The sequence below is a fragment of the Paracoccus isoporae genome (genome assembly GCF_900101865.1).
GTDB lineage: Bacteria > Pseudomonadota > Alphaproteobacteria > Rhodobacterales > Rhodobacteraceae > Paracoccus > Paracoccus isoporae.
On the sequence record NZ_FNAH01000001.1, the window covers coordinates 404,361 to 427,921 of the forward strand.

The 23,561-nt window shown below is 65.0% G+C and carries 21 protein-coding genes; 1 reads left to right on the plus strand and 20 read right to left on the minus strand.

The window, feature by feature from the left end; translation table 11 throughout:
- Positions 1–59: 59 nt before the first annotated feature.
- The 20 genes from BLT73_RS01975 to pobA form a co-directional block, all read right to left on the minus strand.
- Complete coding sequence (locus BLT73_RS01975) at positions 60–2,216, minus strand: malate synthase G (RefSeq protein WP_090520372.1); 2,157 nt, start codon at positions 2,214–2,216, stop codon at positions 60–62.
- Between the two features lie 188 nt (positions 2,217–2,404).
- The gene (locus BLT73_RS01980; RefSeq protein WP_090520373.1) at positions 2,405–3,877 is read right to left on the minus strand and encodes a nucleobase:cation symporter-2 family protein; all 1,473 of its coding nucleotides are present in this window, start codon (positions 3,875–3,877) and stop codon (positions 2,405–2,407) included.
- Positions 3,878–4,191: 314 nt separating this feature from the next.
- The gene (locus tag BLT73_RS01985) at positions 4,192–5,022 is read right to left on the minus strand and encodes a bifunctional allantoicase/(S)-ureidoglycine aminohydrolase (RefSeq protein ID WP_090520936.1); all 831 of its coding nucleotides are present in this window, start codon (positions 5,020–5,022) and stop codon (positions 4,192–4,194) included.
- A 126-nt stretch (positions 5,023–5,148) separates the two neighbouring features.
- Entirely contained in the window at positions 5,149–7,650 is a 2,502-nt protein-coding gene (locus BLT73_RS01990; protein ID WP_090520374.1) for a cation:proton antiporter, read from the minus strand.
- Between the two features lie 122 nt (positions 7,651–7,772).
- The gene (locus tag BLT73_RS01995; protein WP_090520376.1) at positions 7,773–7,958 is read right to left on the minus strand and encodes a DUF3008 family protein; all 186 of its coding nucleotides are present in this window, start codon (positions 7,956–7,958) and stop codon (positions 7,773–7,775) included.
- Positions 7,959–8,079: 121 nt separating this feature from the next.
- Positions 8,080–9,396 carry an alginate O-acetyltransferase AlgX-related protein gene (locus tag BLT73_RS02000; protein ID WP_090520378.1) on the minus strand — a complete coding sequence of 439 codons (1,317 nt, stop codon included), beginning with the start codon at positions 9,394–9,396 and terminating at the stop codon, positions 8,080–8,082.
- Between the two features lie 42 nt (positions 9,397–9,438).
- Positions 9,439–11,274, minus strand: coding sequence for a carbamoyltransferase family protein (locus BLT73_RS02005; RefSeq protein WP_090520380.1), 1,836 nt, complete (start codon positions 11,272–11,274; stop codon positions 9,439–9,441).
- A gap of 3 nt (positions 11,275–11,277) precedes the next feature.
- Positions 11,278–11,427 carry a DUF5989 family protein gene (locus BLT73_RS17200; protein WP_090520382.1) on the minus strand — a complete coding sequence of 50 codons (150 nt, stop codon included), beginning with the start codon at positions 11,425–11,427 and terminating at the stop codon, positions 11,278–11,280.
- Between the two features lie 28 nt (positions 11,428–11,455).
- A complete protein-coding gene (locus BLT73_RS02015; protein ID WP_090520384.1) occupies positions 11,456–11,860 on the minus strand; it encodes an SxtJ family membrane protein in 405 nt (134 codons plus the stop codon).
- 160 nt (positions 11,861–12,020) lie between these two features.
- Entirely contained in the window at positions 12,021–13,562 is a 1,542-nt protein-coding gene (locus BLT73_RS02020; RefSeq protein ID WP_176804846.1) for a carbamoyltransferase C-terminal domain-containing protein, read from the minus strand.
- A 162-nt stretch (positions 13,563–13,724) separates the two neighbouring features.
- Positions 13,725–15,044 carry a TRAP transporter large permease gene (locus BLT73_RS02025; RefSeq protein ID WP_090520388.1) on the minus strand — a complete coding sequence of 440 codons (1,320 nt, stop codon included), beginning with the start codon at positions 15,042–15,044 and terminating at the stop codon, positions 13,725–13,727.
- Positions 15,041–15,562, minus strand: a complete 522-nt coding sequence (locus BLT73_RS02030; RefSeq protein WP_090520390.1) for a TRAP transporter small permease — start codon at positions 15,560–15,562, stop codon at positions 15,041–15,043. The genes BLT73_RS02025 and BLT73_RS02030 overlap by 4 nt, the downstream gene beginning before the upstream one ends.
- 46 nt (positions 15,563–15,608) lie before the next feature.
- The gene (locus tag BLT73_RS02035) at positions 15,609–16,655 is read right to left on the minus strand and encodes a TRAP transporter substrate-binding protein (RefSeq protein ID WP_090520391.1); all 1,047 of its coding nucleotides are present in this window, start codon (positions 16,653–16,655) and stop codon (positions 15,609–15,611) included.
- On the minus strand, positions 16,652–17,965 hold the full coding sequence (locus BLT73_RS02040; RefSeq protein ID WP_090520393.1) for a lyase family protein: 1,314 nt from the start codon (positions 17,963–17,965) through the stop codon (positions 16,652–16,654). The genes BLT73_RS02035 and BLT73_RS02040 overlap by 4 nt, the downstream gene beginning before the upstream one ends.
- Positions 17,965–18,804 carry a 3-oxoadipate:acetyl-CoA acetyltransferase gene (locus BLT73_RS02045; RefSeq protein ID WP_090520394.1) on the minus strand — a complete coding sequence of 280 codons (840 nt, stop codon included), beginning with the start codon at positions 18,802–18,804 and terminating at the stop codon, positions 17,965–17,967. The genes BLT73_RS02040 and BLT73_RS02045 overlap by 1 nt, the downstream gene beginning before the upstream one ends.
- Entirely contained in the window at positions 18,797–19,489 is a 693-nt protein-coding gene (locus BLT73_RS02050) for a protocatechuate 3,4-dioxygenase subunit alpha (protein WP_090520395.1), read from the minus strand. The genes BLT73_RS02045 and BLT73_RS02050 overlap by 8 nt, the downstream gene beginning before the upstream one ends.
- 1 nt (position 19,490) lies before the next feature.
- Positions 19,491–20,213, minus strand: a complete 723-nt coding sequence (gene pcaH, locus BLT73_RS02055) for a protocatechuate 3,4-dioxygenase subunit beta (RefSeq protein WP_090520397.1) — start codon at positions 20,211–20,213, stop codon at positions 19,491–19,493.
- Complete coding sequence (gene pcaC, locus BLT73_RS02060) at positions 20,210–20,590, minus strand: 4-carboxymuconolactone decarboxylase (protein WP_090520398.1); 381 nt, start codon at positions 20,588–20,590, stop codon at positions 20,210–20,212. The genes pcaH and pcaC overlap by 4 nt, the downstream gene beginning before the upstream one ends.
- Positions 20,583–21,371: a 3-oxoadipate enol-lactonase gene (gene pcaD / locus BLT73_RS02065; protein ID WP_090520400.1), complete on the minus strand. Its 789-nt coding sequence runs from the start codon at positions 21,369–21,371 to the stop codon at positions 20,583–20,585. The genes pcaC and pcaD overlap by 8 nt, the downstream gene beginning before the upstream one ends.
- Positions 21,371–22,540: a 4-hydroxybenzoate 3-monooxygenase gene (pobA, locus tag BLT73_RS02070; RefSeq protein WP_090520402.1), complete on the minus strand. Its 1,170-nt coding sequence runs from the start codon at positions 22,538–22,540 to the stop codon at positions 21,371–21,373. The genes pcaD and pobA overlap by 1 nt, the downstream gene beginning before the upstream one ends.
- Positions 22,541–22,630: 90 nt before the next feature.
- Here pobA and pcaQ point away from each other — a divergent pair, with 90 nt between their 5' ends.
- The gene (gene pcaQ / locus BLT73_RS02075; RefSeq protein WP_090520403.1) at positions 22,631–23,548 is read left to right on the plus strand and encodes a pca operon transcription factor PcaQ; all 918 of its coding nucleotides are present in this window, start codon (positions 22,631–22,633) and stop codon (positions 23,546–23,548) included.
- Positions 23,549–23,561 lie beyond the last annotated feature (13 nt).

Sequence of the window (23,561 nt, forward strand, 5' to 3'; positions counted from 1 at the left end):
GCATAAAGCCAAACGCCGCGCCAGGGCGGCGCGGCGTTCGGGATAGCGCGTGGCACCACTCAGGCGACGCCGTGCTTGTCCTTGAACTTCAGCCGATAGCTGTGCAGCAGCGGCTCGGTATAGCCCGAAGGTTGCTCGCGCCCCTTGAAGACCAGATCGCACGCAGCCTGGAAGGCCAGCGAGTCCGCGCCCTCGGCCATGGGCAGGTAATTCGGATCGCCGGCGTTCTGACGGTCCACGATGGCGGCCGCCTTCTTCATTGCCTCCATGACCCGGTCCTCGCTGATGACGCCGTGATGCAGCCAGTTGGCCAGCATTTGCGAGCTGATGCGGCAGGTGGCGCGATCCTCCATCTGGCCGACATCGTTGATGTCCGGCACCTTGGAGCAGCCGACGCCCTGATCGACCCAGCGGACGACATAGCCCAGGATGCCCTGCGCATTGTTCAGGATTTCCGCGTCGATCTCCTCATCCGGATAGATATTCGACGGCGCCAGCGGGATTTCCAGCAACTCGCTCAGGCTGCGGCGGGGCACTTGTGCCAGGATCTGGTCCTGCCGGTCCTTGACGCTGACCTGATGGTAATGGGTGGCGTGCAGGGTCGCGGCGGTCGGCGACGGCACCCAGGCGCAGTTGGCGCCCGATTTCGGATGGCCGATCTTGGCCTCCAGCATCGCCTCCATGCGGTCGGGCATGGCCCACATGCCCTTGCCGATCTGGCCCTTGCCCTGGAAACCGCAGGCAAGCGCAATATCGACATTGCGATCCTCATAGGCCGATAGCCAGTTCTCGTCCTTCATCTGCGCCTTGCGCTTCATCACACCCGCTTCCATCGAGGTGTGGATCTCGTCGCCGGTCCGGTCGAGGAAGCCGGTATTGACGAAGGCCACGCGATGCCGCCCGGCACGGATGCATTCCTTCAGATTGGCCGAGGTGCGGCGCTCCTCATCCATGATGCCGAGCTTCACGGTGTATCGCGGCAGGCCGAGAATGTCTTCGACCGCGCCGAAAATCTCGTCGGTCAGGGCGACCTCTTCCGGGCCGTGCATCTTCGGCTTCACGACATAGACCGAGCTTTCAGAGTTGAGCTGCTTGCCCTTAAGGTCATGCACCCCAGCGGTCACGGTATAGAGCGCGTCCAGCAACCCCTCCGGGATCTCCTTGCCGTCGGACAGCAGCACCGCGGGGTTGGTCATCAGATGCCCGACATTGCGCACGAACATCAGCGCCCGACCCTTCAGCGTGGCGGCCTGCCCGTCAGCGGTCGTGTAATCGATGTCACCGGCCAGGCGGCGAGTCATCTGCTTGCCGCCCTTCTCGAAGCTTTCCTCCAGCGTGCCGTCCATCAGCCCCAGCCAGTTGCCATAGGCCAGCACCTTGTCCGTCGCATCCACCGCGGCGACCGAATCCTCGCAATCCATGATCGCGGAGAGCGCCGATTCGAGGCGCAGATCGGCCACCCCGGCCTTGTCGGTCTTGCCGATCGCATGGTCGCGATCGACGTCGATGATGATGTGCAGCCCGTGATTGACCAGAACGATCCCAGCCGGCGCATCCGCATTACCGATATAGCCCGTGAAAGCGGCCGGATCGGCCAGGCGCGCCTGCCCCCTGTCCGTCTGTGCAACCAGTGCGCCATCCGTCACGGTATATCCGGTGACGTCGGCATGGCTCGCCCCATCCAGCGGCACCGACTGGTCGAGGAAATTCTTGGCCCAGTCGATCACCTGCTGTCCCCGCGCCGGATCGTAGCCCTTGCCCTCCGGCAGGCTGCCGAGCGCGTCCGAGCCGTAGAGCGCATCATACAGGCTGCCCCAGCGGGCATTGGCGGCGTTGAGCGCGAAGCGCGCATTCATCACCGGCACGACAAGCTGCGGGCCGGAGACCAGGGCAATTTCGGGGTCGACATTCTGGGTCTCGATCTGGAAATCCGGCCCTTCCTCGACCAGATAGCCGATCTGGTCCAGAAACGCACGATACTCCGCCGCATTGGCCGGATTGCTGCGATGGGCGACATGGAAACGGTCAATCGCCTCCTGCAACTCCTCGCGCTTCTTCAGCGCATCCTCGTTGCGTCCGGCGAAACGGTCCGCCAGATCCGAGAGCCCCGCCCAGAAGGACTGTGCCGCGATGCCGGTTCCGGGCAGGAGCCGCTGCTCCGTGAAATCCACCAGTTCCTCTGCGACCTGCAGGCCGGATTTCTCAACATATCCCATATCGGCTTTCCTCGCTGTTCGGGGGCAGATGGCTTCATCCGCACCTGCGCTTCTTCGGCTTTTTTTCGTCGGGGGCAAAATTGCCCGCCGGAATTGTGAAGTTCAAGTGGCAAGAAAGCGCAGAATGGGCAAGCCCCGCCGCGTGATGACGCAGCGGGGCCAGCCGGTTTTCTCTCTTTGCGGGTGGATCAGTGGCCGCCGTCAGACTGCATCGCCGCCTGCCGCATCTCCTCATCGGACATCGGCTCGGCCCCGTTGAACAGCATGTTCAGCAGCAGGGCCGACATCGAGGCCAGCAGGATCCCGGAATCGATCAGCGGGTGGATCGCATGGGGGATGTGCATCTTGAAGTCCGGGGCGACCAGCGGGATCATACCCATCCCCAGCGAAATCGCGACGATCAGCGCGTTCGACCGGTTGTCCTTGAAATCCACCGCGCCGAGGATGCGAATGCCCGTCGCGCCGACCATGCCGAACATCACCAGCCCCGCACCGCCCAGCACCACGGTCGGCAGGGATTCGACCAATGCGCCCATCTTCGGGACCAGACCGAGCACGATCATGATCGCGCCGCCCATCACGCAGACAAAGCGGGAGCGCACGCCGGTCACGCCGACCAGCCCCACATTCTGGCTGAAGGACGTATAGGGGAAGGTGTTGAAGGCGCCGCCGATGAACGTGCCCAGCCCATCGGTGCGCAGCCCCGCGGCCAGTTTCTCCGGCGTCGGGCGCCTGCCGCACATCTCGCCAAGGGCCAGGAACATGCCCATCGATTCGATCATCACCACGATCATCACCAGCGTCATGGTCAGGATCATGATCGGATCGAACAGCGGCATGCCGAAGCGGAAGGGCAGGATCACCTCGAACCACGGGGCGGTGGCCACGCGGTCGAAATGCATCAGCCCCAGCACCGCGACGACAACCGCACCCACGACAATCCCCGCCAGAACCGCGATATTGGCCAGAAAGCCGCGCGCATATTTCATCACCAGGATGATGGTCAGCAGCACGATGGCGGCGATGATGAAGTTCTGGGCCGGGGCGTAGGCGGGATTGTCCAGCGTCGGCGCCAGCGCGAAGCCCTCCGGCATGGCCGGCGCGCCAGGCAGCGCCTGCACCGCTTCGACCCAGGATTGCGACTCCGGGTTGACGGTGCGCGGCGCGGTCGGACCCACCGGATTGCCGAAGATCCAGTTGATGCCCACCCTCATCAGGCTGACCCCGATCACAAGGATGATCGAGCCGGTCACGACGGGCGGAAAGAACCGCACCAGCCGCGACACGGCCGGTGCGATGATCATGCTGATCAAACCGGCCGCCATGATCGCACCGAAGAGCAACCGTGCCCCCTCGACCCCCGGATTGGCAAGTGCGATCGACACCATCGGCCCGACCGAGGCGAAGGTCACGCCCATCATCACCGGCAGCTTCACCCCGAAATAGGGCGTCATGCCGTAGGACTGGATGATCGTGACCACCCCGCAGACGAACAGGTCCGCCGAGATCAGGAACGCCACCTGTTCGGGTTCGAGCCCGAGCGCGCGGCCGACGATCAGCGGCACGGCAATCGCGCCGGCATACATCACCAGCACATGCTGCAGGCCGAGCGTGAAAAGCTTTGCGGGCGGGATGACCTCATTGACAGAATCGGCGGTCATGTCAGTCGCCATATGTAAACTCCCTGGCTGAATATCTGGTAGTTTTATTGATCTTGGGCGGGCCCTATGCCCGCCGGTCGTCACGCTCCTCCACGTGGGCTCCGCTGTCAGGTGACCGCGTGTCGCGGCTGAGGCGGAGCATGCCGACCAGTTTAGCGGTCCGGCGGGCGAAATCCCGGCTTATTCACGACCGCGCCCTGACCGGGGGGAATCTGTAATTTGTTAATTAAATCCGTAAATTGTCGGAACTCAGCCATTTCCGCATTATCTACGCAAAGGCAAAACTGCTTCGTCTTTCCCGAATATAATCGGAATCACACTCCCGGCCGAAGCGGCATATGCCGGTTCACGTCCTTGTAAAGCAGATAGCGGAACGGCCCCGGTCCGCCGGCATAGCAGGCCTGCGGGCAGAAGGCGCGCAGCCACATGAAATCGCCCGCCTCGACCTCCACCCAGTCCTGGTTCAGCCGATAGACCGCCTTGCCCTCCAGTACGTAGAGCCCGTGCTCCATCACATGGGTTTCAGCAAAGGGGATCACCCCGCCGGGCTGGAAGGTGACGATGGTGACATGCATGTCGTGGCGCAGATCCGCGGGATCGACGAAGCGCGTCGTGGCCCAGGCCCCGTTAGTTTCCGGCATCGGCGTCGGCGCAATGTCGCGCTCGTTCAGGATCAGCGGATCGGGCGCATCCAGCCCCTCGACCCGCTGATAGGCCTTTCGGAACCAGTGAAAGCGCGCGGTCGCGTCGCCCCGGTTGCGCAGCCGCCACTCGCTGCCCGGCGGGATATAGGCGTAGCCGCCTTCTGCGAGGCTGTGATCCTGCCCGGCCAGCGTCAACGTCAGCGAGCCCTCGACCACGAACAGCACGGCCTCCGCCGCGGGATCCGTCTCGGGACGGTCACTGCCGCCGCCCTGCGCGATCTCTCCGATATATTGCGAGAACGTCTCTGCGAAGCCGGACAGGGGCCTGGCGATCACCCAGAAACGGGCATTCTCCCAGAATGGCAGGAAGGAGGTGACAATATCGCTGAACGTGCCTTTCGGGATCACCGCGTAGGCTTCGGTGAACGTCGCGCGGTCGGTCAGAAGCTGGGTCTGGGGCGGAAGCCCGCCGGTCGGTGCGTAATAGCTGCGATCTGTCATGGTCTGCCCCTTGGTCAAGTCAGTTCCATGAAACAGGGGGGGCCGCGCCTTGCCAATGGGATTCCCGGTATGTCGCGGCTGAAGCAATCATTGGCAGAATTTGACAATGCCGACGCCACAGCCAGTTCAGCCCCCTGTCTCCAGCCGGTCCGGGTCCACGCCGCGCTTGATCGCGCTGTCGCGCACCACCTGCCGCAGCGCCGGGCTGCGGGCCAGCAATCGGCGGAACCGCGCCTCGTCCAGCTTGAGCAGCGTCGACGGCGCGATGGCGCGCAGCTCTGTCCGCAGCGGATTGCGCATCAGAAGCTGGATCTGGCCGAACATCTCGCCGCGTCCAAGGCGGAACCTGACGCCCGCCGTCTCGCCCTCGACCGCGCCGGAGGAGATGAAATAGACCGCGCGTTCCGGCGCATCCTTGCTCAGGATGACCTGGCCCTGCGCGACATACCGGGTCACGAGCGCGCGCGACAGCGGCCGCAGCGTCCGGTCATCCAGCCCGGCAAATGCGGGCAGGCGGCGGACCAGTTCCAGCTTCTGTATCGCCATGTCCAGATGCGGCCGCGATTCCGAGTTGCTGCGACGGGAATCGATGGCCTGGTTTAGCGACAGATACAGCTCGTCCCCGATCAGCCCTTCCTCGAAGAAGGCGTCGTATTCGCGCTCCTCCAGTCGCAGCGCGGTGCGGCGGATCATGCGCCGCTCGATATCCTCGGCGAAATCCGGGAACTGAAGCCGCATCCCCTCCAGGGCCTGCTCCACCTCCTCCAGCCGCCGGGCCAGCATGTCGTGCAGCAAATCGGACACCCGCCGGCCGTGGATCCGGCGAATGCGCCGGTCGATGAAACCATGCAGACCGGTGATGATCTGGCGCAGCGACACCAGCACCTCGAACCGATCGGCGGTCAACTGTTCCAGCCTGCGCGACAGGCCCAGCCGGTTATGCAGCATCAGCGCAAGGCGCAGACGCAGCCCGGGCTGAAGAATGCGCCGGGCGGCGCGGGCATAGCCCACGCGGCCGCCGCTGCGCGCGCCCTCCATGACCCGGTCCGCCTCGGCCAGAACCGTCTCGAAATTCCGCGCAGAGATCTCGCGCTCGTGAAACGCCTTCAGCACCAGTTCGCGCTCATACCCGGCAAGCGCGATCAGCCCCAGCGTGACCCGGTCGCGATCCAGGATCGCCTCGGACTCCTCGGCCTTGCTGACTGCCTCATCCAGCCGCCGCCCGAAGCGCTTGGCCTCGGACCGAACGGTCTCGCGGGTCAGGCGATAGGTCTCTGCCGTTTGCGCCAGATCCTCGCGCACCTGCTGCAACGCCACCGCGATGACCTGGTTGGACAGCGCCGTATCCAGCGGCGACAGCTTGCTGAGACCCAGCCGCGAGATCACCCGGCGCAGCGTGGTGCCCTGCACGAACAGCGTGAACAGCGTAAATCCGGTCGCGAGGATGCCGACCTGCCGCTTGATGTCGGGCGGCACCCGGAAACTCTCGGTCACAGCCAAAGCGAGGGCCAGCGTCACCGCGCCGCGCAACCCGCCCCACAGGATCGCCACGCGGTATGGGCGCTGCACCGGCGGCGACAGGCGCAGCAGGCTGAGCACGGGCAGCACCCCCCAAAGGATCACGGCGCGGGCCAGAAAGGCGGCCAGGATCACCACGACGATCAGTGCCAGATCGTAAAGCCCCGCATCCCCCAACAGGCGCGGGATCAGCAGGGCGGCCAGAATGAAGATCAGCGCCCCGGCCCAATGCGCCAGCGTGGACCAGATCTGACGCAGATTTGCCCAGATCTCGGGCGACATGCGCCCCGGCCCGAGGAAATTCAGCGTCATGGCCGACACGACCACGGCAATCACGCCTGAGGCAAAACCGCTCTGCTCGGCCGCGATGAAGGCCAGATAGGGCAAGGCGATGGAGATCGAGATCACCGCCAGCTCATGTTCCGCCACCATCGCGATCACCGCAACCGCCAGCCGCGCGGCGAGCCAGCCGACGATCGCGCCCCCCAGCATCAGCACCGGCAACTGCATCAGCGCCCGGCCGACCGTGGGGTCGGGCACGCCGTCCATCACCAGCCCCATGAACAGCGAAAACAGGGCAATCGCGGCGGCGTCGTTCAGCAGGCTCTCGCCCTCGATGATCCGGGCGAGCCGGCGCGGCGCGGCCAGCGACCGGAAGATCGCGACAACGGCCGAGGGATCGGTGGTCGAGACGATGGCGCCGATCAGGAACGCCGCTGCAACCGGCACCCCGCCGGTCCAGCTCAGCGCCGTGCCGACGAAGAATGTCGCCACCAGCACCGCCACCACGGCCAGCACCAGGATCGGCACCCAGTCATCCGCCATGCGGCGCAGGTTCATCTCGATCACGGCCTGAAAGATCAGCGTCGGCAGGAAGAGATACAGGAAGACATTGGACCGGATCGGGAAGGTCAGGATCGCCGCCGCCTGCTGATTGAACGCATCCGTCAGCTCCGTGCGCAGCAGGAACCCGGCCCCCGTCGCAATGATGACGCCGATCAGCGCCAGTACGACGCTGAACGGCAGGCGCAGCCTAATGGCAACGGGCTCTGCCAGACCAATCACCAGAAACAGCGATGCGATGATGGTCGTGATGACGACGATGTCCATGACCGCGTTCTACCCATCCGGCGGGATGGAGAAAATGACAATCGCATGAGGCGCTGCGCGTGAAACCGAGTTTCCAAGCGCGGTCAACCGGGCCGTGCAGGCCGCCGGTCAGTCAAGCCCGGTCAGTCGTCTTTGTGCTCGGGCTTGCCCTCGTGGCTGGTGCTGGCCATCTCTTCCAGCTCCGCCTCGGTCATCGATTCATACATCTCCAGCGACGCGCCGACGAGATCGGATTTCTTCGTCTCTCCGCGCTTGGCGGATAATGCGGCGCCCGCTGCTTTCTGCTGGGCTTTCGATTTTGCTTCCATGGCCAATGCTCCGGTCATGCCCGACAACCGGGCAAAAGCGGAACGTGGGGGAGACCGGGATGTTCCCTACCGTGCATTTCCGCCTCCCGACCTCGGCGCATGCGCGGCGGGGTGCGGTCGGTCAATCGGACAGGATGGCGGGATGGTTCAGGATCGTCTCCGCCGCCAGTGTCGCGCCCCGCGCGTTGAAATGCGAATCCGGCGCGTAGAGCGATCCGGCCTCCTCCGCCTCGCGGAAGACCGGGGTCAGGTCGATCACCTCGACCCCGGCGCGATCCGCCGCGCCGAGGACCATGCCGCGCAGCGGATCCTGCACGAATTCATGCGGAAACAGCCCGCCAAACCGGTCCAGCGACGGAATATAGACCACCACCAGCTTGCCACCCCATTCGCCCGCGATCTCCCGCCCGCGTCGCAGCACGCGCTCGTAATCCGGATTTTCGTCCATGGCCTTGGGGTAGTGCAGGCCGAGGATATTGGCCGTGTTCTGCAGCGCCAGCAGATTTCGCAGAAAGGACCGCCGGCGCAGATATTCGTTGATCGAGGCGGCCGATCCGCTCCACCAGTCGCTGATCACCTCCGAAATCTGCCCGCGCCGCAGATCGGTCCATTCGGCCGCGCCGAAATCCGCACCGGGTTCGAGCGCCTCGGCCATCCAGGGCACCACCGCCTCGTTGGCCAGGTTCTCCCAGTCATTGCCCTCGAAAAACGCCATCAGCGTCGTGTCCGGCTGGTAGATCGGACCATAACGCCCCAGAACCGCCAACTCGAACAGCGGGCCGGAGCCGCGGCTAGCGGTGTTCATGACAGAGAAATCCCCCTCGCGCAGCTGATCCACGAAATGGGCGCCGTCGGGCAAGCAGATCCCCTCGGCGAAGGAATCCCCGATCACCATCAGGTCGACAGGCGCCTCCGGCAGGGGCAGCGGGTTGCGAAAGCCGTTTTCGTCGCTGCGGGAGACGACCGGTTCGCCCATCCGGCTGCACAGCATGATCTCTTCGTCCGGGACGCCGGACAGGACCGCGTCGCTGAGCCTCTCGGTGTTGAGCTGAAAATTCATCGACTTGATCGTATAGGCCGGAGGCATGGCGTTGCCGAACCGCCCTAGATCGACATCGTCATCGACCACCCCGGCCAGCCCGATCTGCTGCGGCAGCAATTGCAGCCGCATATAGCCCTCGAACACGAACAGCCCGATCAGGATGGAGGTGGCGGTGATCCCGATCATCAGCGATGTATCGGCCGAGAGCGCGAAAGCGCAGAGCGCAAGGATCGCGACGATTGCGAGCGGCCCAATCACATAGCGCATCAGCCGCGGCATATCGGATGCGAAATCGCCGTAATTCAACAGCGCATAAACCGCCGTCAGAAGGAAATAGGCCGCCGGTATCAGGCACAGAATGACAGCGATCCTGCGCTGTCCTCGCGATTTCGTCACGTCGCCTCTCCCTTGAGGATGGCCTGCCGCGCGGCGCGGACCTTAGTCGAGCTCATATTTTTCTTCATAATTCTCCCGCAGCGCCGGATCCTGCGCTTCCTTGCGCAGCACATGGTTTCCGGCCACGAGCAGTTCGATCTCCGTGCCCATGAAACAGCGGAATGCATCTTCCGGAGTGCAGACGATCGGCTCGCCCCGCACATTGAACGAGGTGTTGACCACCAGCGGGCAGCCCGTCAGTTCGTTGAAGCGCGAGATCAGCGCGTGATATTTCGGATTGGTCTCGCGATGAACGGTCTGGACCCGCGCCGAGTAATCCACATGCGTCACCGCCGGGATCTCGGAACGCTTGACGTTCAGCTTGTCGATGCCGAACAGCGCCTGCTCCGCCGCCGTCATGTCGCGGCGGATGTCTTTCTGCACATCCGCGACGATCAGCATGTAGGGACTGTCGCCGTCCAGCTCGAACCAGTCACCGACATGCTCGCGCAGCACGGACGGCGCGAAGGGACGGAAGCTTTCGCGGTATTTCACCTTCAGGTTCAGCAGCTTCTGCATCACCTCGGAGCGCGGATCGCCCAGGATCGAGCGTCCTCCAAGCGCGCGCGGCCCGAACTCCATCCGGCCCTGGAACCAGCCTATCGCCTTGCCGCCAGCAAGCGCCTGCGCCGTCGCGTCGATCATCGCCGCCTCGTCGAGCCGCTCGAACACCGCGCCCGCGCGGGTCAGTTCTTCGGCGATCTGGTCATCGCTGTAGCCGGGCCCCAGATAGCCACCGCGCATCGAATCCGCGCCGTTGATCTTGCGCGGCTGGCCCAACTCCATATGCCACGCCGCCTGCGCCGCCCCGAGCGCGCCGCCGGCATCGCCAGCCGCGGGCTGGATCCAGATATTCTTGAACGCGCCGTCGCGCAGGATCTTGCCATTCGCGACACAGTTCAGCGCCACACCACCTGCAAGGCAGAGCGAGTCGATCTGGTATTCGCGGGCCAACGCACGGGTCAGCCGCAGCATGATCTCTTCCGTCACCGCCTGGACCGACGCCGCGATGTCCATGTGAAACTGGGTCAGCTCTTCGCTTTCGGGCTGTCGGACGGGCGCGCCGAACAGCTCCTCCATCGCCTTGCTGGTCATGGTCAGGCCGGAGGCATAGTTGAAATATTTCTGGTTCAGTCGGAACGAGCCGTCCTCTTTCACCTCGACCACCTTGTCGAGGATCAACGCCTTGAAGCGCGGCGTGCCGTAGGGGGCCAGCCCCATGACCTTGTATTCGCCGGAATTGACCTTGAACCCGGTATAATAGGTGAAAGCGGAGTAGAGCAGGCCCAGCGAGTGCGGGAAATGCAGTTCCTTCCTGATCTCCAGATCATGTCCGCGGCCAATCCCCACCGTGGTCGTCGCCCATTCCCCGACCCCGTCGATGGTCAGCACCACCGCCTCCTCGAACGGGGACGGAAAGAACGCGCTTGCAGCATGGCTGATGTGATGTTCGGCGAACATCAGCCGCGCCTCCTGAAAGCCACGGTCGAATTTCCGCAACTCCTTCTTCAGCAGATCCTTCAGAAACAGCTTCTCGCGCAGCCAGACCGGCATCGCCATGCGGAAGGAATTGAAGCCGCGCGGCGCGACGGCCAGATAGGTTTCCAGCAGCCGCTCGAATTTCAGGAACGGCTTGTCGTAGAACACCACATGGTCCACCGCGTCCAATCCGATCCCGGCCTCTTCCAGCACATAGGCTATGGCCCTGGCCGGAAAGCGCGGGTCGTGTTTGCGCCGGGTGAAACGCTCCTCCTGCGCGGCCGCGACGATCTCTCCGTCCACGAGCAGCGCCGCCGCGCTGTCGTGATACAGTGCAGAAATGCCCAGTATCGCGGTCACGGATCAGAACAGCGTGTAGATGAACGGTGCGACGGCCGAACCTTGGCTCAGCACGATCAGCGCGCCGAAAATCGCCAGGATGATGACAATCGGGAACAGCCAGAACTTCTTGCGATCACGCAGGAAGCTGAACATTTCTGCAATAAGCGACACTCTTTACTCCTTCCGGCGAACGCGCCGGTCAGTACTGCAACTTCATCGGCTTGGGTGGCTCGTTGCGTGCAATCCAGTAGCTGTCCCGGTCCGGCTCCATGTTCTGGTCCAGCAGATCCTTGCCCATGAGTCGCAGGATCACCCCCATCGGCACGAAGGCCAGAAGATAGATCAGCCCCATCACGATGGGCGCCACGATCGCGCCGAGCAACATGCCCAGCTTAAACCACAGCCTGTTCGGGGTGCGCAAAACCTGCGGCGCCATAAAGGCGAGCGCGGCAAAGATCGCTGCAATTGCAAGAACCACCGATCGCGGCGCCTGCCCGCCGAACAGGGGCAGCAATGCGATCAGGGCGAACACGACAGCAAAGACAAGCCCGAAATTACGCTCGGTGCCCATCTGCACATCGACGTTGGATCGGTGGTCACTCATCAAGAATCACCGCTTACAAAAACCACGTCCAATCGTAGCAAAGAACGCTAACAAAAGGAAATATCCGTCTCCGCGCCGACCGATACAGACGTAAATTCACCGCCCGGTTGTGCCGCGCCACGACGCGGATCCGTCCCCCGGAACAACCGCGCGCGGCCGATCAGATCCGGTAATATCTGATCCCTGCGACGAAGCCGTCCAGCCGTGCTGCGGTTGCGAAATGGTGCAGGTCGGAGGTCTTGTTGATGAAGCCAGCGCCGGCAAAATTCAACGATGTGTTGCAAAGCACGCCGACGCCGCTGCGCTTCTTGAAGGCCAGCAGCAGGGCGTGAAGCATCGGATGCTGATTTTTCGACACGGTCTGGACCCGCGCCGTGCCGTCGGCATGGCTCACCGCAGCCAACCGACCATCGGTCACGTGCTGACGATACAGCATATGGGGCGAGGGCAGATGCCCCGCGAAATGCAACGCCGCATCCTCCTCCAGACAGACAGGCGAGATCGGAGAGTCGGCCGGCCGGTCCTTCATGGCGTTCAGCCGCCTGCGCATGGCGGCATCGAAGGGCGCCGCGAAGATCGACCGGTTGCCGAGCGCGCGCGGCCCGATCTCGCAATTTCCCGCGGCCCAGCCGATCACGTCGCCCGCAGCCAGCGCGGCCGCGATCTGATCCGGGTCGATCTCGCTGCCCTTCAGCCCGGCATTCGCCGCCGCGTCATCATGGAAGGGCTGACCGGCATAGACCGACCAGCCGATCTTTGCCTGCCCGGTGAAATGCCGCATCGCATCGATGGCCGTCCCGATGGCGCAGCCGACATCGCCCGCCGGGGGTGGCACGAACACGTCCGGGAACAGGCCGGTGTCCTGCCACCGCGCCGTCCAGCCTGCGTGCAGCCCGCCCTCTCCCGCGATCAGCAGCGGATGACCGGCCGTCAGATTGGCGCGGGCAAAACCGGCAAATGCCGCGAAGATTTCGTCGGACAGACCGGCCGCCATATCTCGGAACCGCGGGTCCTGCGCGCCGATTCCGCGATAGCACGTCTCGATCGGCACCGACGCGTCATCCGCGGAGATGAGCTGCGCGATCAGCCGCCGCCCCTTGGCATCGACGGCCCCGGCATTGCCGCAGGACGCCGCCGCCAGAATGCGGCCGAAACCGCCCTTGCGCATGGGATTGCCGGCCTGCCCATCGGACACCGCCAGCGCATGGGCGGCGGTCAGCCTGCTGCAAGGCCGGTCCATCACGCGGCCCAGATGGCGGATGGAGAGCGACTCATCGACCTCGTAGAAATCGCCCAGCACGTCATCCCAGACCAGCACATAGCAGGGCTGACCCTGCGGGAAGGGCGACAGCCCATAAGCCGTCCAGATATGGGCGCGCTCATGCGAGGAGGAGAAGTAGTCCAGAGTCCGGCCGAAAAAGCCCTTCTTGCGGATCGTGACGGCATCGCTTGAGACGCCGAAATACCCCGCCCCCGCCGCCGTGGCATATTCGAGCCCGGTCTTGGCCGTCCCGCTCTGCGCCAGGACATCGGGCAGATCTCCGAACCATTCCGCCCCCGCGATGAAGGTGTCGGCGGTGGCCGAGGTGTTTTTTGGAAAACTGTCCTTCTCTGCCTCGTAGGAGAACAGCAGCTCGCGCCGTGCTGCGTCGATGGCGGCGAGTGCCCCGCCTGTCCCGGACTTGAACGACAGAATCTTCACGATCCAACCCATCGACTTGATACGAGATCAATTCTGTCAACAGCATGGCACAGGGCTTGGCGGAGGCAAAGATCGGATCACGACCGACCGTCCGGCCCCGCAACGGTGCCGGTCATGGGCCGTCACGGGAAACTCTGCCCGCGTCTTGTCCGACCCGCAGCGCTATCCGAGCAGCCGCACCAGCATCAGCGAAATACCCGGCACCATCACCAATGCCGCGATGCGGATGAAGTCGCTGATCAGGAACGGCAACACGCCGCGGAAGCTCTCGATCATCGGCACGTCGCGGGCCATGCCGTTGATGACGAAGACATTCATCCCGACGGGCGGCGTAATCAGCCCGACCTCGACCACCACCACGGCAAGGATGCCGAACCAGATCAGCGTATCCTCGCGCCCCATGCCGAAATCGAGCCCGGCGATGATCGGATAAAAGATCGGCACGGTCAGCAGCAGCATGGACATCGAATCCATCACGCAGCCCATCAGCAGATACAGAAGCAGGATCGCCAGCAGGATCAGCATGGGCGACAGCCCGCTGTCCACGATGGCCTGGGCGGCCAGCATCGGCGTCTGGGTGGCTGACAGGAAGGCGTTGAACATCTCCGCCCCCAGCATGATCAGGAAGATCATCGCCGTTGTCTTGGCCGTGCCCTGAAGGCAGTCGAGCAGACCGCGCAGGCGAAGCCCGCCATGCAGCACCGCCAGAACGAAGGTGCCGAACGCGCCGATGGCCGCGCCCTCTGTGGGCGTGAACCAGCCCCGATACATGCCGACGATTACCAGCAGGAAAATCAGCGCGATGGACCAGGTTTCGCGGATGGCCTGGAATTTCTCGGCCCGCGTGGCGGGTTCTGCCGCCGGCCCGGCCTCCGGGTTGCGGCGCACGAACCAGGCGATCGCCAGCATGTAACCGAGCGCGGCCAGAATGCCCGGCACCATCGCCGCGACGAACATCTTGCCGATGCTCTGCTCGGTCATCAGCGCGTAGAGGACCAGAATGACCGAAGGCGGGATCAGGATGCCCAGCGTCCCGCCCGCCGCGACAGAGCCGGTGGACAGCGCCCCGGAATAGCCGTAGCGCCGCATCTCCGGCAGGGCCACCTGCCCCATCGTCGCCGCCGTCGCCAGCGACGATCCGCAGATCGCCCCGAAGGCCGCACTGCCGCCGATCGTCGCCATGGCCAGCCCGCCCCGCAGCCGGCCCAGAAACGCTGCCGCCGCGCGATACAGCGCCCGGCTCATCCCGGCATGGGTGGCGAATTCGCCCATCAGCACGAAAAGCGGGATGACCGACAGCGAATAGCTGGAGAACTGGTAGAAGGTGTTGGTCTTCAAATAGGCCAGAAGCGGCACCGTGCCGTTGACCAGCCAATACCCCCCGATCCCGGTGCTCAGCATCGCGACCGCAATCGGCACGCGCACCGCCATCAGCGCCAGAAGCACCGCGAAACCCGTCAGCCCGGCGGCGATCCCGGTCATGCGCGGGCCGCCCGGACATGGCCGATCATGGTGTAGAACGTCGCCAGGATCAGAAGCGCGAAGGCCGGCAGCATCAGCGCCGCGCTGATCCAGACCGGCAGGCGCAGCACCATGGATTGCTCGCCATAGCCATAGAATTCGGTGACGCCGTGCCACATGCGCCAGGTCAGCAGAACGCCGATCAGCAGATAAAGAAGATCGCCCACCGCCTCCAGCATGTGGTTCAGCCGCGGCCCGGCCCGCATGGTGAAGAAATCCACCAGCACATTGCCGCCGCTGATCTGGCACCAGGGCAGGAAGCAGGCGATGAGGATGGCCGAACCCAGCTCGACCAATTCAAAATCGCCGGGGATGGGGGCGCCGAACAGGCTGCGCCGGGTGACGCTGATGACGGTCATCAGCATCATCGCCATCAGCACCAGCCCGCCGATCCCGGCAAGCCAGCGGCACATCGCCACCAGCCAGCCCGGAACCTCGACCTCATGGGCCTGTTCGGTCTGCAGATCGGCATCGGCCATCGTCGCCCCCTTCTCCTTTTACCTCACCCTGAACCGCCGACGCGGATCACTCCGCCGCGGCCGCTTCGCTTTCGGCATTCGCCGCCTCCAGCATGGCGCGCGCGTCGTCCAGCATGGCCTGACCGTCATGGCCGGCATCGTCCATCGCCTGAACCCAGGCATCGACGACCGGCTGCGTCGCCTCCCTCCACGGTCCCAGATCCTCCTCCGGGATCACGGTGATCGCGGCCCCGGCATCGACATATTTCTGACGCTCCGCCTCTTCGGCGGCGTCGAAGGCCGCGCCGGCCAGTTCGGCCAGGGCGGCACCGGAATTCTCGTCGATCACCTGCTTCAGATCGTCGGGCAGCCCGTCATATTTCGCCTGGTTCATCACCAGGGCCATGACGGAGTTGGCGATCCCGCCATTCTCGGTGCCGAGTTCGGTATGGCCATCGGTCACATCCTCGATGCGCAGCGACCCCACGACCTCCCACGGAATCACCGCCCCGTCGATCACGCCGGTGGTCAGCGATTGCGCGACCTCGGGCACCGGCATCCCGACCGCCGTCGCGCCAAGCGCGTTGAGCCCGTCCGTCATCGCGCGCGAGGGCGCGCGGATCTTCATGCCCGACAGATCCTCAAGCGAGGCGACCTGGGCATCGGCCATGTGAAATTTATAGGCCGACGGCGCGTGGATCAGCAGCGGCTTCACGTCACCCAGCTCCTCGCCCAGATATTTGGCCTGGTAATCCTGCAATGCCAGCGTCGTGGCGGTGGCCGTGGTGGACATGAAAGGCAGTTCGAACACCTCGGCTATCGGGAAGCGGCCGGGCGTGTAACCCAGCAGCGTCCAGGCAATATCCACCACGCCGTCGCGCGCCTGATCGAAGAGCTGCGGCGGCTTGCCGCCAAGCTGCATCGAGGGGTAGAGCTGCACGTCGATGCGCCCGTCCGACTCCTCCTCGACCATCTGTTCCCAGGGTGCCAGCACGTCGGCATGCATCGGCGCGTCAGCCGACAGGAAATGATGCACGCGCAGCGTCACCTCCTGCGTGAAACCGGGCGCGGCAGATGCGGCGAATACGGTGGCGGTCAGCAGAATTCTTCTCATCTTTCTTTCCTCCCTTGAATGGTGATGCTCCGGGCAATGCGCACAGCATCGCCGAGATGGTTCTCCGGCGCCAGCAAACGGGCCCAATCCCGGTCCGGCACGGATAAGGTCAGCGCGTCGGCCAGCGTCAGCGCCGGTTCGCGTTGCATGGCCTGCAACGCGGCGCCCACGATCGTGAGCGCCTCGGGACGCGGCATGTCGCGCGACAGAAGAAACCCTGCCGCCTCGGCCATCATCATGCCGCGATCCGCCGCGAGGCCCGCGGCGATGCGCGCAGGGTCCGGCCGCAATGTCCCGACAAGGCCGCCGGCGATGCACAGCGCCGCCGCCGCGCGTTCCAGCATGTCGGGCAGCACGGCCCATTCGATTTCCAGCGCCGATCCGTCTCGCTCATGGGCGTGGATCAGCGATTGATGCAATGCGGACACGGACCCGGCATTCAGCCGCGCCAGCGTCACCAAAGTCTCGGCCGCGACCGGGTTCGATTTCTGCGGCATAGTGGACGATCCGCCACCCGTGCCCGCCGCGACCGACGCCACCTCGGATTGGGTCAGCAGCACCAGATCCGCGCCGATCTTGCCGAGCGCGCCCGTCAGCAGCGAAAGCCAGCTCCCAAGCTCCGCAATTGTGTCGCGCGTCGCATGCCAGGGGGTCTCGGTGGCCGCGAGGCCCAGCTCTTCGGCCATCGCCTCGCGCAGCTCGGACGCTTTCGGCCCAAGCGCTGCCGAGGTTCCTGCCGCGCCGAACAGCGAGAGGCGGAGAAGCCGGGGCCGCAACTCGGCCAGCCGCTGCCGCTGCCGCGCCAGTGGCGCGTGCCAGACAGCGATCTTCGCGCCCAGTGTGGTGGGGGCGGCAATCTGAAAGCGCGTATGGGCGGGGATCACCTGCTCTGCATGGGCCTCCGCCTGCGCGGCGAGGCTGTCGCACAGCGCGTCGAGCCTGGCGTCGAGCAGTGCCGTGGCCTGCTGAAGCTGAAGCGCAAGCGCCGTATCCACGATGTCCTGCGAGGTGGCGCCGAAATGCACCCAGCCGGCGTTATCCCCCGCCGCCGCTTTGAGGGCGGCGATGACCGGCTGCGCCGCGATTCCCGCCTGCGCCACGCCCTCGGCAAGCGCCGCCGGGTCGGGGCGCAGGGTGTCAGCCGCGGCGGCGATGCCCTGCGCCGCCTCCTCCGGGATCATCCCCAGCCTGGCCTGTCCACGCGCAAGCGTCACCTCCACGCGCAGCATGGCCGAGATCGCGGAGGCATCCCCCATGATCTCCGCCATCTCGGCATCTCCGAGAAGCTTGCTGAGCAGCGCCGTCACCATCAGGCCGCCCGAAGTCCCAGAATCGTCCGCGCCGTTCGGAGATCGGCCACGGGACGTTCGTATTTCTCGCACAGCGCCACCGCGCGACGCACGAGCGCGGCATTCGACGGTGCCAGCCGGTCGCGTTCCAGCCTGACATTGTCCTCCAGCCCCGTGCGCGCATGTCCGCCGGACGAGATCGCCCATTCGTTCAGCACGATCTGGTTCGGGCCGATCCCCGCCGCGCACCAGGGCACATCCTCGCCAAACAGACGCTTTACCGTGTGAATGTAGTAATCGAACACGTCGCGGTCGGCGGGCATGGCATTTTTCACCCCCATCACGAACTGCACATAGGGCGTGCCCGCCAGACGACCGTCATCGGCCATGCGCCGCGCCTGCAGGATATGGGACAGGTCGAACGCCTCGATCTCCGGCTTCACGTCATATCTCAACATCTCGGACGCCAGCCAGTCCACCAGATCAGGCGGGTTCTCATAGACGCGGCTGGGGAAATTGTTCGATCCGACCGACAGCGAGGCCATGTCCGGTCTGAGCGACAGCATCCCGCCGCGCTCCCGCCCCGCGCCGGAGCGGCCGCCGGTAGACAACTGGACGATCATGCCGGGGCAGTGTGTCTCCAGCCCTTCCTTGAGCGCCGCGAAACGCTCCGGGTCCGAGGTCGGCTTGCCCGCATCGTCGCGCACATGGCAATGCGCGATGGTCGCACCCGCCTCGAACGCCTCCTGCGTGGATTCGATCTGCTCGGCCACGGTGATCGGCACGGCGGGATTGTTCTGCTTGGTCGGCAGCGAACCGGTGATGGCGACGCAGATGATGCAAGGCTTGTTGTCAGACATCGAAGAACACCGTTTCCGCGTCGCCCTGCAGGCGGATATCGAAGCGATAGACCGGCACGCCGTCGCGGTCGCCGTCACGTCGCGCGATCAGCGTCGCGCGGCGCTGCTTCCATTCGATCAGGTTCAGCACCGGGTCGGCTGCATTCGCCTCGGCCTCGTCGTCGAAATACATCCGGGTATTGAGCCCGAGATTGATCCCGCGCGCGACGATCCACAGGTTGATATGCGGCGCCATCGGCGCATGGCTTTCCATGCGGCCCTGCCAGTCAGGATCAGCCGCGCTGACCCGCTCGGACACGCCAGAGGCCAGCTTGACGCGCGACCGCACCGGTCCGGGCTTGACGGTGTCGAAGCCCCATTCGCCGGTGTCGAAATCGGTGATGACCCGGCCCCAGCCGCGAAACCCGTCCTCGACCGCGCCGCCGCCTTCGGGATGCGCATAGATGCCGTCGGCATTGGCCTGCCACGCCTCCAGCAGCACATCCTTGACCGGGCTGCCCATGCCGTCGATCACCAGACCTTCGACCCGGATCCTCTGGCCCTTCGGGTCGGGTCCGGCAATGTCCCAGCCCAGCTCCTCGCGGTAGATGTCGAACCCTGCCGCGCCGGGTGCCAGGCCGATATGGACATAGGGTCCGGCGGTTTGTGACGCGGTCTCCTTGAGATAGTCGAGCGGTCCGGTCATGTCAGTTTCCCTCCAGCCGGTTCTCGAACAGGGTCGAGCGGCGTCCGCGCAGCACGATGTCGAACCGATAGGCGATGCTGTCGAGCGGCACGGTGGCGTTCATGTCCAGTCGCGCGATCAGCCGGTCGATGGCATCGGGGTCGGGAATCGTGTTCACGATCGGACAAAGCGGGATCAGCGGATCGCCCTCGAAATAAAGCTGGGTGATGAGCCGCTGGCTGAAGCTGCGGCCGAACACCGACAGATGGATATGCGCGGGCCGCCAGCTATTGATCGTGTTCCGCCAGGGATAGGCACCGGGCTTGATGGTGCGGAAGACATAATATCCGCTCTCATCGCTCAGCGTGCGTCCGCATCCGCCGAAATTCGGGTCGAGCGCGCCAAGATACGTGTCCTTCTTGTGGCGGTAACGGCCGGAGGCATTCGCCTGCCAGATCTCGACCAGCGTGTCCGGCACCGGCTGCGCGTTCTCGTCCAGCACCCGGCCGTGGATGATGATGCGCTCGCCCACCGGGTCGGCTTCCTTGGCGTAATTCTGGATCAGGTCATTGTCGATCGGGTCGATATCGTCATGCCCGAAGACCGGCCCGGTGATTTCGGAGAGCGATTGTTGCAGCGCGATCAGGCTGTAGCGCGGCGAACGCGCCACCGAGGTCTTGTAGCCGGGCGTCAGCGCCGGCGGATGGCGGCTGCGGTCGCGCTGATAATATTCAGCGGGCTTCATTGGCTTTCCTCCATCTCCTCATAGGTCTGCTTGGCCAGCTTCAGCGCGTGATTGGCACGCGGCACGCCGGCATAGATCGCCACGTGCAGAAAGGCCTCCAGCACATCGCGCTTGGAGGCCCCGGTGCGGGCGGTGGCGCGGATATGCATCGGGATCTCGTCGAAATTTCCGGTCGCCGCCAGCAAGGCCAGCGTCAGCATGGAGCGTTCGCGGCGCGAAATCCCGTCGCCCGCCCAGACCGTGCCCCAGGCGGATTGGGTGATGAGATCCTGGAAGGGCTGATCGAACTCCGAAGCCGCGGCCTCGGCGCGGTCCACATGCGCGTCGCCCAGCACCTCGCGGCGGGTCTTCATGCCGGTGTCGTGGCGATCAGACATGGCCGATCTCCTTCAGGAAGCGGGTCAGGATGGCGGCGTAGTCGGCGGCAGCCTCCACGCAGGGCAGATGGCCCGCCCCGGCGATTTCGTCATATCGCGCATCGGGGATCATGTCGGCGGTGGCCCGCACCAGTTCCGGCGGGGTGGAGCCGTCCAGGCTGCCCGCGATCACCTGCACCGGCAGGCTCAGCGCCGCGGTCTGCTCGCGCAGATCGGCGGCGGCGATGGCCTCGCAGCAGGCGATATACCCCGCTGCCGGTTGCCGTTCCAGCATGCGCTGCCACATGGCCAGCTCAGCCGTGGCGCGGAATGCGGGCGAAAACCAGCGTTCCATCGTTGGCGCGGCCATCACGTCCAGACCGCCCTTTCGGATGCCCGCGATCCGCTCTCTCCACATCGTGGCCGTGCCGATCTTGGCCGCGCTGTTGGAGATCACGAGCGCGCGCAACAATTCCGGCCGCCGCGCCGCCAGCTCCTGCCCGATCAGCCCGCCGATGGACAGACCGACAAAGACGGGTTGGCGCAGACCCAGCGTCTCGATCAGACCGGTGGCGTCATCCGCCAACTGCCCGATGCTGTAGGGCCCGGGCGGCGCTTCGCTCAGCCCGTGTCCCCGCTTATCATAGCGCACCAGCCGCAGACCATCGGGCAGATGCGGCAGCAGCGCATCCCACAGTCGGAGATCCGTCCCCAGCGAATTGGCGAAGACGACGGCCGACGCGTCCTGCGGCCCCTGATCGGCGACATGCAGCCCGATCCCGTTTGCGTCGATGATCCTCATCAATAGGGCAACCCCACATAGTTCTCGGCGAAGGCCCGCTGCTGCGCCTCGTTGTCGCGCAGGAACGACAGATCGGCCTGCTGCATCTTCAGGTCGAACGGGCTCTGATCCGGGTAGCGGTGCAGAAGGCCGCTGAACCACCAGCTGAACCGTTCCGCCTTCCACACCCGCAAGAGCGCACGTTCGGAGTAGCGATCAATCCCTTCATCATCCTTGTCCCGGTAGTGCTGGACAAGGGCGTGGTAGAGATAATGCACGTCGCTGGCCGCCGTGTTCAGCCCCTTGGCCCCTGTTGGCGGGACGATATGGGCGGCGTCACCGCATAAAAACAGGCGCCCCCAGCGCATCGGCTCGGTCACGAAGCTGCGCAGCGGTGCAATCGATTTCTCGATCGTCGGTCCGGTCTCCAGCCGCTCCGCGATCTCATCGGGGATGCGGCGTTTCAACTCCTGCCAGAAGGCCTTGTCGGTCCAGTCCTCGGGGTGATCGGACAGCGCACACTGGATATAGTAGCGCGACAGATGGGCGTTGCGCATCGAGGACAGCGCGAAGCCGCGGGGCGAATTGGCATAGATCAGCTCGTCATGGACCGGCGGCGTCTCGGACAGCACGCCCAGCCAGCCGAACGGATAGGTCTTCTCGTACTCACGCCGGACGCTCAGCGGGATGCTCTGCCGGCTGACACCGTGGAACCCGTCACAGCCGGCGATGAAATCGCAATCGATGCGCCGCGCCGTCCCGTTCTGGTCGAAGGTCACATAGGGATGATCGGAATCGGCGTCATGGATGACGACGTGATCCACCTCGAACTCGGTCTGCGCGCCGGCATCCGCGCGCGCATCATACAGGTCGCGCGTCACCTCGGTCTGGCCGTAGACGATGACCGGCGTTCCGGTCAGCTTTCTGAAATCGACATGAAACATCTCTCCGTCGCAGGCGATCTCCGTGCCGTCATGGACGAAGCCCTCGCGGTGCAGCCGTTCGGCCACGCCCGCCTCCTCCATCAGCTTGACCAGCCCGGTTTCCAGCACGCCCGCTCGGATCCGGCCCAACACATAGTCGCGGGTCTTGCGTTCCAGCACCACCGCCTCGATCCCCTGCCGGTGCAGAAGCTGACCCAGAAGCAGGCCGGACGGGCCGCCGCCGATAATGACCACTTGGGTGCGCATGCCGATTTCCTCCTGTTGAGAAGGATTACATATGGAAATCGACATGAAAAATGAGATTATGCCCTCACTGATTACCAATTCCGGTAAGCAATGGACCGACGCATCAAGCTGCGCCATATCGAGGCCTTCGTTGAAATCACCCGTCAGCGCAGCCTGAAACGGGCCGCGGAGCGGCTGAACCTGACCCAGCCGGCGATCTCGCGCACATTGGCTGAACTGGAACAGATCACCGGCACCCGCCTGCTCAATCGCGGCCGGGGCGGGGTCGAACTGACGGCACAGGGCGCGGTGCTGTTCGACTTCGCACAGACCGGTCTGGGCGCGTTGGAGCGCGGCATCGACGGCGCTTCGGCAGGGCTGCGCCAGAACGTCCCCCGTCTGCGCATCGCCGCCCTGCCCTCGGTCGCGGCGCGGCTGCTGCCCGAGATCGTCGCCATTCTGGAGGAGATCGCGCCGGATCTGCTGCTGACCATCGCCGATGGCTCGCACGAACATCTGACCGGCCAGCTTCGCGCGGGTGTGGTTGACCTGGTGCTGGGACGGCTCGGCGCGCCGGAGACGATGCGCGGGCTCAGCTTCACCCAGCTTTATGTCGAGCATGTCGCCTTCGTCGTCCGGCCCGGTCATCCGATCCTGCACGATCCCTCGATCCACCGGCTGGCCCGAGAGTTCAGCGTGATCTTCCCCCCGCCCTGGGCCGCCATCCGCCTCTTCGTGGAGCGTCTGCTGATTGCCCAGGGCGTGCCCTTGCCGCTGCGCCGGATCGAGACCGTGTCCGGGGCGTTCGGCCGTGTGCACACCGCGCGCAGCGATGCCATCTGGGTGATCTCATCCGGCGTGGTCAGCAATGAGATCGCTGATGGCCGTCTGGTGGCCCTGCCATTTTCCGCGCAAGGCACCGAGGGGCCGGTCGGTCTGATGCGGCGCTCCGCGGATCGCGACACGGCGGAGATGCGTCTCCTCGCCCGCGCGGCAGAGGACGCGGTCCGGCGGCTGGGACTCGGCTGACCCGGCGCCGTTC

Bases quoted from the DNA above. Each gene is read 5' to 3' on its own strand.
- BLT73_RS01975 (WP_090520372.1), bottom strand. From the start codon at position 2,216: ATGGGATATGTTGAGAAATCCGGCCTGCAGGTCGCAGAGGAACTGGTG.
- BLT73_RS01980 (WP_090520373.1), bottom strand. From the start codon at position 3,877: ATGACCGCCGATTCTGTCAATGAGGTCATCCCGCCCGCAAAGCTTTTC.
- BLT73_RS01985 (WP_090520936.1), bottom strand. From the start codon at position 5,022: ATGACAGATCGCAGCTATTACGCACCGACCGGCGGGCTTCCGCCCCAG.
- BLT73_RS01990 (WP_090520374.1), bottom strand. From the start codon at position 7,650: ATGGACATCGTCGTCATCACGACCATCATCGCATCGCTGTTTCTGGTG.
- BLT73_RS01995 (WP_090520376.1), bottom strand. From the start codon at position 7,958: ATGGAAGCAAAATCGAAAGCCCAGCAGAAAGCAGCGGGCGCCGCATTA.
- BLT73_RS02015 (WP_090520384.1), bottom strand. From the start codon at position 11,860: ATGAGTGACCACCGATCCAACGTCGATGTGCAGATGGGCACCGAGCGT.
- BLT73_RS02025 (WP_090520388.1), bottom strand. From the start codon at position 15,044: ATGACCGGGATCGCCGCCGGGCTGACGGGTTTCGCGGTGCTTCTGGCG.
- BLT73_RS02030 (WP_090520390.1), bottom strand. From the start codon at position 15,562: ATGGCCGATGCCGATCTGCAGACCGAACAGGCCCATGAGGTCGAGGTT.
- BLT73_RS02035 (WP_090520391.1), bottom strand. From the start codon at position 16,655: ATGAGAAGAATTCTGCTGACCGCCACCGTATTCGCCGCATCTGCCGCG.
- BLT73_RS02040 (WP_090520393.1), bottom strand. From the start codon at position 17,965: ATGGTGACGGCGCTGCTCAGCAAGCTTCTCGGAGATGCCGAGATGGCG.
- BLT73_RS02045 (WP_090520394.1), bottom strand. From the start codon at position 18,804: ATGTCTGACAACAAGCCTTGCATCATCTGCGTCGCCATCACCGGTTCG.
- BLT73_RS02050 (WP_090520395.1), bottom strand. From the start codon at position 19,489: ATGACCGGACCGCTCGACTATCTCAAGGAGACCGCGTCACAAACCGCC.
- pcaH (WP_090520397.1), bottom strand. From the start codon at position 20,213: ATGAAGCCCGCTGAATATTATCAGCGCGACCGCAGCCGCCATCCGCCG.
- pcaC (WP_090520398.1), bottom strand. From the start codon at position 20,590: ATGTCTGATCGCCACGACACCGGCATGAAGACCCGCCGCGAGGTGCTG.
- pcaD (WP_090520400.1), bottom strand. From the start codon at position 21,371: ATGAGGATCATCGACGCAAACGGGATCGGGCTGCATGTCGCCGATCAG.
- pobA (WP_090520402.1), bottom strand. From the start codon at position 22,540: ATGCGCACCCAAGTGGTCATTATCGGCGGCGGCCCGTCCGGCCTGCTT.
- pcaQ (WP_090520403.1), top strand. From the start codon at position 22,631: ATGGACCGACGCATCAAGCTGCGCCATATCGAGGCCTTCGTTGAAATC.